Below are 12910 nucleotides of genomic sequence, written 5' to 3' on the forward strand. Positions count from 1 at the left end.
GTCCGCTGGCAGCGGGCGGCAGGGCCCCCGGCACGAAGAAACCGCCGGCCCCTCGAGGGGACCGGCGGTTTCCGCGGTGGCTCCGACCGGCGTCGATCCGGTGACCTTACGATTTTCAGTCGTACGCTCTACCAACTGAGCTACAGAGCCCCGGCACATCCGCAGCGGATATGCCGCGACGGCGCCGCATCGACTCGATGAACGCCGTCTGAGCGACCCTGACGGGACTTGAACCCGCGACCTCCGCCGTGACAGGGCGGCACGCTAACCAGCTGCGCTACAGGGCCTTGCTGTTTCCAACGAGGACTGATCTTACCAGCATTCCTCGCCGGTTGTGCAAATCGGTGGGCGGACCCTCCGATCGCGTACCCCCAACGGGATTCGAACCCGTGTCGCCGCCGTGAAAGGGCGGTGTCCTAGGCCACTAGACGATGGGGGCCGGACACCCGCGTCGACGACCACGACCTCGGCGACCGAGGACCGTGACACGGGAGAAACCGAGTACAGCTTAGAGGCTCGCGCGGATCCCGCACAATTCCCGCACTGCCCCCGGGGACCCAGCCGGCGCCCGGGCTCGTGGGGTAGGAAGGAGAGCGTGATCGAGATGACCCGCGAGGAGTTCGACGGCGCCGTCGACGACGCCATCGACCTGATCCCGGACGCCCTGTTCCGGGCGATGGACAACGTGGTGATCCTGGTCGAGGAGGAGCCGCCGGAGCACTCCCCCGGGCTGCTCGGCCTCTACGAGGGCGTGCCCCTGACCGCCCGGGACGGCGGGTGGGGCGCCGGCTCCCTGCCGGACCGGATCTTCGTCTACCGGGGTCCGCTGCAGCGCATGTGCGCGGAGCGCGAGGAGCTCGTGGAGGAGATCACGGTGACCGTCATCCACGAGGTCGCCCACCACTTCGGCATCGACGACGAGCGCCTGCACGAACTGGGGTGGGGCTGAGCCGGCCCGCTCAGGCGTCCCAGGGGCGGATGTCGTCGGAGTCGAAGTCCTTGCGGGTCTCGATCCGCTCGTCGTAGCGGTCCGGGACGATCAGCACGGGTCCCGCGGCGTTGTGCAGCACGCCCTGCGAGGTGGAGCCCAGGAGCATCCCCGCGAAGCCGCCCCGGCCGCGCGTGCCCATCACCACGAGCCCGTTGCGCCGGGTCTGCTCGACCAGCACCTGCACCGGCGCGCCGTCCGCGAGCTCCGAGCCGATCTGCAGGTCGGGGAACCAGCTCTCGAGCCAGGCGACGCCGCCGTTGAGCGCCCGCGCGACGTCGTCGTACATCACCTCGAAGTCCACCGCCGTGGGCATCCACGCGAGCGCCCCGCTCACGGGCGGGAGCGCGCACAGCACCGTCAGGGGCACGCCGAGCAGGCGCGCCTCCTCCGCGGCGTAGAGCATGGCCGCCCGGGCCTGGGTGGAGCCGTCCGACCCGACGACCACGCGGTCCACGAGGGCCCGGGTGCTCGTGAGCTCCTCCGCGCCCAGGTGCTGCTGCGCCCACGGCAGGGGGACCACGCCCGTGGGGCACTTCGAGTGCGCCGGCACCGCCGTGGAGACCGTGCCGAGCAGCCGGCCCAGCAGACCGCCCCGGCCGCGGGAGCCGAGGACCAGCAGCTCCGCCGTGCGGCTCAGCTCGAGCAGGGCCCCGGAGGGGTCCCCGGTCTCGACGGTCGCCCGCAGCTCGACCCCCACGTCACGGACCTGGTCCGCCGCGTGGTTCAGCAGCTCCTCGACGCCCTGGGTGAGGGCGGCCTCGTCCACGGTGGCGTAGCCGGTGTCGAACCCAGAGCCGGAGAACACGGGCAGGCTGTACGCGGTGACCAGCCGCACCGGACGACCGCGGCGGCGGGCCTCCCGGGCCGCCCACCGCAGCGCCCCGAGGCTCTGCTCGGAGCCGTCGATGCCCACGACGATCTCTCCCGTGGCGTCGAGGGACCGGCTCTGCCCGCCGCCCGAGGGGACGCGGTCGCGCACCGCCTCCTCGCCCAGCGTGGTCTCGTGGGGCTCCTCGCGCTCCCGGTCCGGGGACGGGTGGTCGGTCATGGTGCTGCCTCCTGTGCGCGTCCTCGGTCCGCGGTGCTCCGGATCCCGCCGCGGGCTTCGCCTCCGATGGTACGCGCGGCGGGGCCGCAGGACGGGGTCGTCGAGGGCGCCGGAGCGCCCTCGGGATGACATGATGAGGGCGCACTGTGCACCTGCCTGCGAGGAAGGACGGTCCCGCCGATGAGCGAGGTCTCGCTGCCCGACGCCCTGCCCGGCGAGACCGGGACGAGAGAGTGGGCCACGTGGGGCAGGACGCACTCCGTCACCCCCCGGCACGTGCTGCGCCCCACCTCGGTCCCGGAGCTCGCGGAGGGCGTCGCCGCCGCCGTGCGCCGCGGACTGGGCGTGCGCGCGGTGGGCTCCGGGTGCAGCTTCTCGGCGCTGCCCCTGGCCCCCGACGTCATGGTCGACCTCTCCGGGCTGTCCGGGCTGCCGGCCGTCGACCGGGAGAACCAGCGGGTCACGGTCCTCGCGGGCACCACGATCCGTGACCTGAACCAGGAGCTGGACGCCCACGGGCTGGCCGTGACCAACCTGCCGGACAGCGACTGGCAGACGGTCGCCGGCGCCGTCTCGACCGGCACCCACGGGACCGGCCTGGCCTTCGGCTCCCTCTCCCAGCAGGTGGTGGCCCTGAGCCTGGTCACGGCCGACGGCGAGCTGGTGGAGTGCTCCGCCGAGCAGCGCCCCGAGCTGTTCCAGGCCGCGCGCGTGGGCCTGGGCGCCATGGGGGTCCTCGCGAGCGTCACCCTGGTGTGCGAGCCGACGTTCCGGCTGCACGCGGCGGAGCTCAAGGAGCCCCTCGGCCAGCTCGTGGACACCCTGGGCAGCCGGATGGCCGGGGCCGACCACTTCGAGTTCTTCTGGACGCCGGGCACCGCCACCGCCCAGACCCGGATCCTCACGCGCCTGCACAAGCTCCCGGACTCCTACACCCGGCCCGGCTCCCCCGTGGCCCGCACCGTGCGCCGGCTCGACGACGCCCTGCTGCGCAACACCCTCACCGCGGGGCTCAACCAGCTGGCCACGGCCCTGCCGCGCTCCACGCCGGGGCTCAACCGGCTCGACGCCCTCACGAACAGCCCGCGGCAGTACAGCGACCTGTCCTTCCGGGTGTTCACCGTGCCGCGCCGGACCCGGTTCGTCTCCTCCGAGTACGCCCTGCCGGTCGAGGAGCTCGTCGTGGCCTTCCGGGAGCTGCAGACGCTCATCGAGCGGCGCGACTACTCGTTCTCGCTCCCGGTGGACGTGCGCTGCGCCGCGGCCGAGGACGCCTGGCTCGCCCCCGCCCACGGCCGGGAGACCGGCTGGATCGCGCTGCGGCAGTACTGGCGCCGGTACGACCCGAAGGTGTTCGCCGCGGCCGAGGAGATCTTCGTGGCCCACGGCGGCCGCCCCCACTGGGGCACCGTGCACACGCAGGACGCCGAGTACCTGCGCTCCGTGTACCCGCGGTTCCAGGACTTCCTCGACGCCCGGGCGTCCGTGGACCCGGACGGGGTGTTCCTCAACGACCACGTCCGCGGGCTGCTGGGCCTGTAGGCCCGGGGTCCGGCAACGCGAGGGGTCCGGCAACGCGAGGGGCCGCGTCCGGCAGGACGCGGCCCCTCGCGGCACGGCGGCGCGGTGCGGTGCTGCGGCTCAGACGGGCGAGGAGACCGGCTCCGCCACGCCCTCGCGGGAGACGCTGACCATCTCCTCGCGCTCGACCACCTTGACGCGCTCGCGCGGGTTGCCCTCGGCGTCGTGCGAGGACTGGCCGAGGCCCTGCTCGTACTCGTCGAGGGCCAGCCATCCCTCCCAGGTGGTGTACTCGACGCCGCGGGCCTCGAGCACGTCGTTGACGGACGCGGGGTCCGGGCGGGTGGCGCCCGGCAGCACGGCGCGGTCCTCCAGGAGGTGGGTGACCGTCTCGAGGGCGTCGGACTTGGTGGCGCCGATCAGCCCGACCGGGCCGCGCTTGATCCACCCGGTCGCGTAGAGACCGTGCAGCACGGTCCCGTCCTCGGCCAGCACGCGGCCCTCGGCGTTGGGGATCACGCCGCGGCCGTCGTCGAACGGCAGCTCGGGCAGGCGGGAGCCGAGGTAGCCGACCGCGTGGTAGACGGCCTGCACCGGGTAGTCGACGTACTCGCCGGTCCCGGACACGGAGCCGTCGCCGTTGAGGCGCGTCCGCTCCATGCGCAGCCCCGTGACCCGGCCGTCCTCCCCCAGCACCTCGCGGGGGCTCTGCAGGAAGTGCAGGTGCAGCCGGCGGGAGGCGGTCTTCGGGGAGTCGTCGGCCCGCCACTTCTCGAGGGTCTTGACCATGACCTTGACCTGGTTGTTCTCGGCGATCGCCAGCTCGGAGCCCTCGTCGTACTGGAAGTCCTCGTCGTAGACGACGATGTCGACGTCCCGCGACTTGGCGAGCTCGCGCAGCTCGAGGGGGGTGAACTTCACCTGGGCGGGGCCGCGGCGGCCGAAGATGTGCACGTCCGTGACCGGGGACGCCTTGAGCCCCTGGTAGACGTTGCCGGGGATCTCGGTGAGGAGCATGTCGTCGGCGTGCTTGGACAGCACGCGGGCGACGTCGAGGGCCACGTTGCCATTGCCGATGACCGCGATCTCGCGGGCCTCGAGCGGCCAGGTGCGCGGGAAGTCCGGGTGGCCGTCGTACCAGGCCACGAACTCGGCGGCCCCGTGCACGCCCCGGAGGTCGTTGCCGGGGATGTTCAGCGGGGCGTCGTAGACGGCTCCGGTGGCGAAGATCACGGCGTCGTAGTGGGCGCCGAAGTCGGCGAGGGTCAGGTCCCGGCCGAACTCCACGTTGCCGAAGAAGCGGATGTCGCCGCGCCCCAGGATGGCGCGCAGCGCGGTGATGATGCCCTTGATCCGGGGGTGGTCGGGGGCCACGCCGTAGCGGATGAGGCCGAACGGGGTCGGGTAGCGGTCGAACAGGTCGATGCTGACCTCGAGCTCCCCGTTCTTCACGGGCTCGGACTTGGTGAGCATGTCCGCGGCGTAGATGCCGGCCGGACCGGCGCCGATGATGGCGACGCGCAGGGGGCGGGTGGTGGTGTCAGCCACGTGGCTTCCTTTCGATTGCGCGCACGGCGTCCGCCGCGCGCATCGTAGACCGGGTACAAGGGTAGTGAATCCGGCGCAGAATCTCCTGGGTGCGGAGACTCACGAGCGGTGGCCGAGCAGCCCTCGCCCGCGCAGCAGGCGCCGTTCCACGGGGTTGAAAAAGAGCAGCTCCACGAGGATGCCCACGACGAGGATCGACAGCACGGCGACCATCACCACCGCCATGTTGGAGACCGTCCGCCCCTGCTCCAGCAGGGAGCCGAGGCCGAACCCGATGGAGCCGCCGATCGCGATGAGCTCGGCGCCCATGAGCGAGCGCCAGGAGAAGGCCCACCCCTGCTTGAGCCCGGCGAGGTACCCGGGCAGGGCGGCGGGGAGCACGACCTTGCTGGCCATGGTCCACCCCCGGGCGCCGAGCACGTGCCCGGCGCGGCGCAGCTGCGGCGGGATCTGGTCCACGCCCGCGAGCATGCCGTTGATGATGGAGGGGATGGCGCCCATGAGCACCACGAAGTACACCGTGGCGTCGGACAGGCCGAACCAGATGATCGCGGCGGGCACCCAGGCGATCGAGGGCAGCACCTGCAGCCCGGAGATGATCGGGCCCACGGCGTTGCGCAGCCCACGCCACTGGGCGATGAGCAGCCCCAGCGGCGTGGCGACCGCCGCCGCCACCAGGAAGCCGCTGATCCCCCGCCACAGGCTCGTTCCCAGGGCGCCCAGCACGGTGCCGTCGCCGACCAGCGCGCCGAACTGCCGCGCGACGTCCAGCGGGCCGGGCACGACGTCGGGGCGGGTGCCCAGGAGCGCGACGAGCAGCTGCCACAGCAGCAGGCCGGCCACCAGGGCGACCAGGGGCGGGGCGACCTTGGTGCGCAGCACTTCGCCCACCGAGGTCTTCCGGGTGCGCTCGGTCTGCAGCGCGTCGAGCCCGGCGAGCTCCTCACCGGTCCCGGCCGGGTCGCCGGACCGGTCCGGGGCGGGCCCGGGGACGGCCCGTTCCGCGCCGCGGCGGGGTGCCGGGGGCGCGGGCGCCACCGGCGGCGCGGCCGGGACGCCGGGCAGGGCGGTGTCATTTCGCATGGCGGCTGATCTCCTCGCGCAGACGTGCGGTGATGGTGCGGGTCAGCTCGCCGAGGGTGTCGTCGAGCGACTGCGCGCTGCCCTCGAAGCCGTAGGACTCGGGGTCCTTCCACGGGCGGGTGTCCCACTCCTGGACCACCTGACCGGGGCGGGAGGACATCAGCAGCACCCGCTGGCCCAGCCGCACGGCCTCGGCGACGTTGTGCGTGATGAACACGATCGTCCGGCCGGTGGCGCGCCAGACGCGCAGCAGCTCCTCGTGCAGCAGGTCCCGGGTGATGGCGTCGAGCGCGGAGAACGGCTCGTCCATGAGCAGGACCTCCCGGTCCTGGGCCAGGGCCCGGGCCAGGGCCACCCGCTGGCGCATCCCCCCGGAGAGCTCGTGCGGGCGCTTGTCCGCCGCGTGCGGCAGCCGGACCAGCTCGAGCAGCTCCCCGGCCTGGTCCCGCCGCCGGGCGGTGGGGACCCCGCGCAGCTCGAGAGCCAGCTCGACGTTGCGCCGCGCCGTGAGCCAGGGGAACAGCGCGGCGTCCTGGAACATCAGGGCCGCGCCCTCCGCGGGGACCGTCACGGAGCCCTCCGTCGGCTCCTCGAGGCCCGCGACGATGTTCAGCAGGGTGGACTTCCCGCAGCCGGAGGCGCCGAGCAGCGCGACGAACTGCCCGCGCTCCACGTCGAGGTCCACGTCCTGCAGGACGGGGCCGTCCTCGGGGGCGAAGCTCTTGCCGAGGCCGCGGAGCCGGATCGCGGTGGTGGTGCTCATGCGCCCCCCTCCGAGCCGGCGCGGACCCGGTCCAGGACCGTGGTGTCCACGAGCCCCTCGAGCGGGGCCTCCTCCGTGGTCCCCGCCGCCACGCCGTCGGCGAGCAGCTGCGGGTAGGTGTCCGCGAGGGGGTCGGTGGTCCACTCGACGGCCTCGAGCGCACCCGCGACCGTCGCCTCGGGCAGCGTCTCGGTCTGCGCGCTCTCCAGGCCCTCGTTCAGGGTGGAGGCCAGCAGCTCGGGCTCCGCCTCGTGCTCGTGCAGCCAGTCCACGGACCGCTGCAGACCGCGCACGAGCTCCTCGACGGTCTCCGGGTGGCGCTCGAGGTAGTCCTTGCGCACCACCAGGACGGTCGTGGGATAGCGCCCGTCCGCCCAGAGGTCCCGCTCGTCCACGAGGACCCGGGCGCCGTCCTGGACGGCACGGGTGGCCCAGGGCTGGGGCAGCCAGGCGCCGTCCACGCGGCCCTGCCGGAGCATCGAGATGGTCTGGCCGTTGGCCATGGGCGTGATCGCCACGGCGCGGTCCCCCTCGCCGTCGGCGTCGTACTCCTGCTCGGCGAGCCAGGTGCGCAGGGCCACGTCCTGGGTGCCGCCGAACTCGGGACTCGCCACGGTGCGCCCGGCCAGGTCCTCCGGGCCCGTGACGGCGGGGCGCACCACGAACTGCGCGCCGCCGGAGGCGGCGCCCGCGACCACGGCCAGCGAGCGGCCCTGGGAGCGGACGAAGGAGTTGATCGCCGGGTTGGGGCCCACGAACGCGGCGTCGATCGACCCGGCGTTCATGGCCTCCACCGCTGTGGGGCCGCTGTTGAAGACCTGCGCGGACAGCGCGGTGTCCCCCAGCTCCTGGGCGAAGTAGTCGTTCTCCAGTCCGACGAGGGCGGGGCCGTGCGTGAGGTTGCCGAAGTAGCCCAGCCGCAGCTCGGCGGCGTCCGAGGTCTCGACCGCGTCCGCCTCCCAGGCCGCGAGCGTCCCGTTGTCGCGCAGCGCGGTGGCGGCGACCGTCAGGGCGGCCAGTAGCGCCAGCGCGGTCAGCACCAGCGGCCATCCCCGGCGGCGGCGGCCCGAGGCGGCGCGCCCTCCGTCACCGGCGGTCACCGTGACGAGGGCGGGCGGCTGCTGCCCGCCCACCTCAGGCGTCCCGCACGAGCCCGGCGGCGAGCGTGTTGCCCGTGGCCGGGTCCACGACCAGGAAGGCGCCGGTGCGCCGCAGCCGGTCGTAGGGGTCGACGGGCAGCGGGGAGGCCAGCCGCAGCCGGACCCGCCCGATGTCGTTGAGCTCGAGAGTGGTGGCGTCCCGCAGCACCAGCTCCTCGAGGTCCAGCCGCCCCTCGAGCTCGACGACCATGGCCTGGACCGTGGCGGCGCCGTGCTTGACGAGCACGCGGGCGCGGGGCTGCAGGGGCCGCTCGCCGAGCCAGGCCACGGAGGCCACGAGGTCCCGGACGGGCTCCGGCAGCTCGTCGTCGGCGCTCGCGACGAGGTCGCCGCGGGCGATGTCGATGTCGTCGGCCAGCCGCAGCGTCACGGACAGCGGCGCCGCGGCCTCCGTGAGCTGCTCGCCGGGCAGGGGCGCTCCGGGGGCGGGTGCGGTGCCCGCCACGTCGATGCCGGTGACCGTGGTGCGCCGGCCCGCGGGCAGGACCACGACCTCGTCCCCGACCGCCACGGTGCCCGAGGCGATCTGGCCCGCGTAGCCGCGGTAGTCCCGCAGCCGCTCGGCGTCCGCGCCCGGGGCCGTGCCGCCCTGGGGGCGGATGACGTACTGGACGGGGAAGCGGAAGGGGCGGGCGGTGCCGCGGCCGGACTCGTCCACCGTGGGCAGCTCCTCGAGCACCCGCAGCAGCGGCCGCCCGGAGTACCAGGGGGTCCGTGCGGAGGGCTCCACCACGTTGTCGCCCTCGAGGGCGGAGACGGGCACCACGTGCACGTCCTCGACACCCAGCCGGGCGGCGATGCCCGTGGCGTCCGCCGCGACCCGGTCGAAGACCTCCTGATCGTAGTCGACGAGGTCGATCTTGTTCACGGCGACCACCACGTGCGGCACGCGCAGCAGGGACACGACGGCCAGGTGCCGCCGGGTCTGCTCGACCACGCCGTGCCGGGCGTCCACGAGGAGCACGACGGCGTCGGCCGTCGAGGCGCCCGTGACGGTGTTCTTCGTGTACTGCACGTGGCCGGGGCAGTCCGCGAGGATGAAGGAGCGGCGGTCCGTGGCGAAGTAGCGGTAGGCCACGTCGATCGTGATCCCCTGCTCCCGCTCGGCGCGCAGGCCGTCGGTGAGCAGGGCGAGGTCGAGCCGGCCCGTGCCGCCGCCGAAGCCGCGCTCGGCGGAGGTCCGGCCCACGGCCTCGAGCTGGTCGGCGAGGATCGCCTTGGCGTCGTGCAGCAGCCGGCCCACCAGGGTGGACTTGCCGTCGTCGACGGAGCCGGCGGTCGCGAAGCGGAACAGCGAGCCGGGATCGATCGTGGGGACGTGCTCGGCCGCGGGGGCGTGCCCGGTCACGGTGCTGGGGGAAGTCATGTCTAGAAGTACCCGTCCTTCTTGCGGTCCTCCATGGCGGCCTCGGAGATCCTGTCGTCCGCGCGGGTGGCCCCGCGCTCGGTGAGCGTGGACACGGCGACCTCGGCCACCACGTCGGCCACGGTGCGCGCCCCGGAGAGCACGGCGCCGGTGCAGGACATGTCCCCCACGGTGCGGTAGCGCACGGTCTGCCGCTCCACGGCCTCGGCCCCGGCCGGCGCCGAGAACTCGCCCACGGCCATCCACATCCCGTCCCGGCGGAAGACGTCCCGCTCGTGGGCGTAGTAGATGGGCGGCAGCTCGATGTTCTCGCGCTCGATGTAGCGCCAGATGTCCAGCTCGGTCCAGTTGCTGATCGGGAACGCCCGCACGTGCTGGCCGGGGGTGTGCCGGCCGTTGTAGAGGTTCCACAGCTCGGGGCGCTGGTTGCGCGGGTCCCACTGGCCGAACTCGTCGCGCAGGGACAGGATCCGCTCCTTCGCGCGGGCCTTGTCCTCGTCGCGGCGGCCGCCGCCGAACACGGCGTCGAACCGGTGCTCCGCGATGGCGTCCAGCAGCGGGAGGGTCTGCAGCGGGTTGCGGGTGCCGTCGGCGCGCTCGAGCAGCCGGCCGTCGTCGAGGTAGTCCTGCACGCTCGCCACGACCAGCCGCAGGCCGAGCCGCTCCACGGTGCGGTCCCGGAACTCCAGCACCTCCGGGAAGTTGTGGCCCGTGTCCACGTGCAGCACGGGGAAGGGGATCCGGCCGGGCCAGAAGGCCTTGGCGGCCAGGTGCAGCATGACCACCGAGTCCTTGCCGCCGGAGAACAGCATGGCCGGGCGGTCGAACTCCGCCACGACCTCGCGCAGGATGTGGATGGACTCGGCCTCGAGCGCGTCGAGGCTGCTGTGCACGCCGGCCTCCGCGGGGGCCGGGGCGGTGGTGGGGGTGGTCACGTTCGCCTCCGTCGTGGTGGGTGCGCTCACAGGTGGATACCGCACTCGATCTTGTCCTGGCCGGCCCAGCGGCCCGCGCGCGGGTCCTCGCCCGGGGCGGTGGGCCGCGTGCAGGGGGCGCAGCCGATGGAGAGGTAGCCCTCCGCCATCAGCGGGTTCGTCGGCACGCCGTGGTCCTGCGACCACTCGACGAGGTCGTCGAGGCTCCAGCGCACCATGGGGTTGACCTTGACGAGCTTGTGGGTCTCGTCGAAGGTCACCATCGGGGCGTTGGTGCGGGTCCAGGACTCGTCCCGGCGCACGCCGGTGAACCACACCTCGTAGCCCTCCAGGGACTTCTTGAGCGGAGCCACCTTGCGGATCGCGCAGCACAGGCCGGGGTCGCGGGCGAAGAGGTCCTTGCCGTGCTTCTCGTCCTGCTCGGCCACGGTCAGCTCCGGAAGGGCGTCGACCACGGTGATGTCGAGCATGTGCGCCACGGCGTCCCGGGTGCCGATGGTCTCCGGGAAGTGGTAGCCGGTCTCGAGGAACAGCACGTCCACGCCGGGCAGCTGCTCGGCGACGAGGGCCGGGAGCACGGCGTCGGCCATCGAGCAGGCCACGGTGACGCTGCGCAGGTCGAAGTTCTCCGCGACCCAGCGGATGGCCTCCTCCGTGGAGGCCTCCCCCTCGGCCGGGACCCGGCCCTCGGCGTCGAGCTCCGCGTGCAGGGCCGCGGCGCCGGCCGCCGCGAGGTCGCGCAGCTGCTGCTCGTCCCGCAGCGCGGGGCGGGTGCCCGTGTCCGTGCCGGTCATGCCAGTTCACTCTCCTCGACCCGGTGGGTCCACTCGGCAAAGCTCTCGTCCTCGGTGCGCTGGGCCAGGAAGCGCCGGACCAGCCGCTCCACGTAGTCGGCGAGGTCGTCCTGGAACACCTTCAGCCCGCGCACGGTCCGGCCCAGGCCGGCCTCCGCACGGTCGTCCGCGGCGAGCCCGCCGCCCAGGTGGACCTGGTAGCCGGGCTTCTGCCCGCCGTCCTCGGTGGGCAGAAGCTGGCCCTTGAGCCCGATGTCCGCGGTCTGGATGCGGGCGCACGAGTTGGGGCAGCCGTTGACGTGCATCGAGATGGGGTGGGGCAGCTCCACGCCGTCGAGCCGCCGCTCGAGCTCGTCGATGGTGTCCGAGGCGGTCTGCTTGGTCTCGACGATCGCGAGCTTGCAGTACTCGATGCCGGTGCACGCCACGGTCGAGCGGCGGAACGCGGAGGGCCGCGCCTGCAGGTCCAGGGCGTCGAGGTCGGCGACGGCGTTCTCGACGTCGGCCTCCTCGATGTCGAGCAGCACGAGCTTCTGGTGCGGGGTGGTGCGCAGCCGGTCGGAGCCGTACTTCGCCATCACGTCGGCGAGGGCCAGCAGCTTCGCCCCGGAGACGCGGCCCACGCGCGGGGCCACGCCGATGTAGAACCGGCCGTCCTTCTGCCGGTGCACGCCGATGTGGTCGCCGGGGACGGCCGCCTTCTCCGGCGCGGGGCCGTCCGCGAGCGCGTAGCCGAGGTACTCGTCCTGGAGCACCTGCCGGAACTTCTCCGGGCCCCAGTCCTGGACCAGGAACTTCAGCCGGGCGCGGTTGCGCAGCCGCCGGTAGCCGTAGTCGCGGAAGATGCTCGTGACGCCCTTCCACACCTCGGGGGCCTGCTCCTCGGTCACGAACGCGCCGAGGCGCTTGCCGAGGAACGGCACCACGGACAGGGCGCCGCCGACCCACAGGTCGTAGCCGGGGCCGAGCTCGGGGTGGACCACGCCCACGAGGGCGCAGTCGTTGATCTCGTGCACCACGTCCAGGGACGGGTGGCCGGTGATCGCGGTCTTGTACTTGCGCGGCAGGTTGGAGAACTCCGGGGAGCCGATCCAGGTGGACTTGATCCGCTCGATCACCGGGGTGGGGTCGATGATCTCGTCCTCGGCGATCCCGGCGAGCGGGGAGCCCAGGATCACGCGTGGCACGTCCCCGCAGGCCTCGACGGTGTCCAGTCCCGCGTCCTCGAGCCGGCGCCAGATCTCGGGGACGTCCTCCACCCGGATCCAGTGGTACTGGATGTTCTGCCGGTCCGTGATGTCGGCCGAGTCCCGCGCGAAGTCCGCGGAGATCTGCCCGAGCACCCGCAGCTGCTCGCGGGTCAGGGCCCCGCCGTCGAGCCGGACGCGCATCATGAAGTACTCGTCCTCGATCTCGGCGTCGGACAGCGAGCCCGTCCGCCCGCCGTCGATGCCCGGCCGGCGCTGGGTGTAGAGGCCCCACCAGCGGAAGCGCCCGTGCAGGTCCTGGGGGTCGATCGAGGCGAAGCCGTGCTTCGAGTAGACCTCCTCGATCCGGGTGCGCACGTTGAGCCCGTCGTCGGCCTGCTTGAAGACCTCGTTGGGGTTCAGGGGGTCCCGGCCGTCGACCTTCCACTGCCCCTCGGCCTTCGGCTTCCGGGCAGCGCGGGGCGCGCGCGTCGTCTGTGTCATGCGCTCGATT

11 protein-coding genes and 3 tRNA genes are annotated in these 12910 nt (G+C 73.3%); 2 read left to right on the top strand and 12 right to left on the bottom strand.

Annotated features, from left to right (window positions below; all coding sequences use genetic code 11):
• Nucleotides 1-77: 77 nt before the first annotated feature.
• The 3 genes from ACZ2G1_RS09290 to ACZ2G1_RS09300 form a co-directional block, all read right to left on the bottom strand.
• Nucleotides 78-150: transfer RNA gene (locus ACZ2G1_RS09290), tRNA-Phe, on the bottom strand.
• A gap of 63 nt (nt 151-213) precedes the next feature.
• Nucleotides 214-287 (bottom strand) — tRNA-Asp (locus ACZ2G1_RS09295).
• Between the two features lie 79 nt (nt 288-366).
• Nucleotides 367-439 (bottom strand) — tRNA-Glu (locus ACZ2G1_RS09300).
• Nucleotides 440-595: 156 nt separating this feature from the next.
• On the opposite strand from ACZ2G1_RS09300, the gene ACZ2G1_RS09305 reads away from it, so the two are divergent.
• On the top strand, nt 596-949 hold the full coding sequence (locus ACZ2G1_RS09305) for a metallopeptidase family protein (RefSeq protein WP_017833023.1): 354 nt from the start codon (nt 596-598) through the stop codon (nt 947-949).
• Nucleotides 950-959: 10 nt separating this feature from the next.
• On the opposite strand, the gene ACZ2G1_RS09310 is transcribed toward ACZ2G1_RS09305, so the two are convergent.
• On the bottom strand, nt 960-2039 hold the full coding sequence (locus ACZ2G1_RS09310; protein WP_017833022.1) for a universal stress protein: 1080 nt from the start codon (nt 2037-2039) through the stop codon (nt 960-962).
• A 180-nt stretch (nt 2040-2219) separates the two neighbouring features.
• Here ACZ2G1_RS09310 and ACZ2G1_RS09315 point away from each other — a divergent pair, with 180 nt between their 5' ends.
• Nucleotides 2220-3581, top strand: a complete 1362-nt coding sequence (locus tag ACZ2G1_RS09315) for a D-arabinono-1,4-lactone oxidase (RefSeq protein WP_017833021.1) — start codon at nt 2220-2222, stop codon at nt 3579-3581.
• Between the two features lie 99 nt (nt 3582-3680).
• Here ACZ2G1_RS09315 and ACZ2G1_RS09320 read toward each other — a convergent pair whose 3' ends face one another.
• From ACZ2G1_RS09320 to ACZ2G1_RS09355, 8 genes are all read right to left on the bottom strand, one after another.
• Nucleotides 3681-5108: an FAD-dependent oxidoreductase gene (locus tag ACZ2G1_RS09320; protein WP_017833020.1), complete on the bottom strand. Its 1428-nt coding sequence runs from the start codon at nt 5106-5108 to the stop codon at nt 3681-3683.
• Nucleotides 5109-5207: 99 nt separating this feature from the next.
• Nucleotides 5208-6191, bottom strand: coding sequence for an ABC transporter permease (locus ACZ2G1_RS09325; protein ID WP_095649850.1), 984 nt, complete (start codon nt 6189-6191; stop codon nt 5208-5210).
• Complete coding sequence (locus ACZ2G1_RS09330) at nt 6181-6954, bottom strand: ABC transporter ATP-binding protein (RefSeq protein WP_470376609.1); 774 nt, start codon at nt 6952-6954, stop codon at nt 6181-6183. The genes ACZ2G1_RS09325 and ACZ2G1_RS09330 overlap by 11 nt, the downstream gene beginning before the upstream one ends.
• The gene (locus ACZ2G1_RS09335; protein WP_017833017.1) at nt 6951-8087 is read right to left on the bottom strand and encodes an ABC transporter substrate-binding protein; all 1137 of its coding nucleotides are present in this window, start codon (nt 8085-8087) and stop codon (nt 6951-6953) included. The genes ACZ2G1_RS09330 and ACZ2G1_RS09335 overlap by 4 nt, the downstream gene beginning before the upstream one ends.
• A gap of 1 nt (nt 8088) precedes the next feature.
• Complete coding sequence (locus tag ACZ2G1_RS09340) at nt 8089-9480, bottom strand: sulfate adenylyltransferase subunit 1 (RefSeq protein ID WP_017833016.1); 1392 nt, start codon at nt 9478-9480, stop codon at nt 8089-8091.
• A 2-nt stretch (nt 9481-9482) separates the two neighbouring features.
• Nucleotides 9483-10415 (bottom strand): sulfate adenylyltransferase subunit CysD, encoded by a 933-nt coding sequence (gene cysD / locus ACZ2G1_RS09345; protein ID WP_031282790.1) that lies wholly within the window; start codon nt 10413-10415, stop codon nt 9483-9485.
• Nucleotides 10416-10441: 26 nt separating this feature from the next.
• On the bottom strand, nt 10442-11209 hold the full coding sequence (locus ACZ2G1_RS09350; RefSeq protein WP_017833014.1) for a phosphoadenylyl-sulfate reductase: 768 nt from the start codon (nt 11207-11209) through the stop codon (nt 10442-10444).
• Nucleotides 11206-12900 (bottom strand): nitrite/sulfite reductase, encoded by a 1695-nt coding sequence (locus tag ACZ2G1_RS09355; protein ID WP_017833013.1) that lies wholly within the window; start codon nt 12898-12900, stop codon nt 11206-11208. Before ACZ2G1_RS09355 ends, ACZ2G1_RS09350 begins: the two co-directional genes overlap by 4 nt.
• Nucleotides 12901-12910: the final 10 nt, after the last annotated feature.

The organism is Kocuria sp. KKT182 (assembly GCF_055635395.1).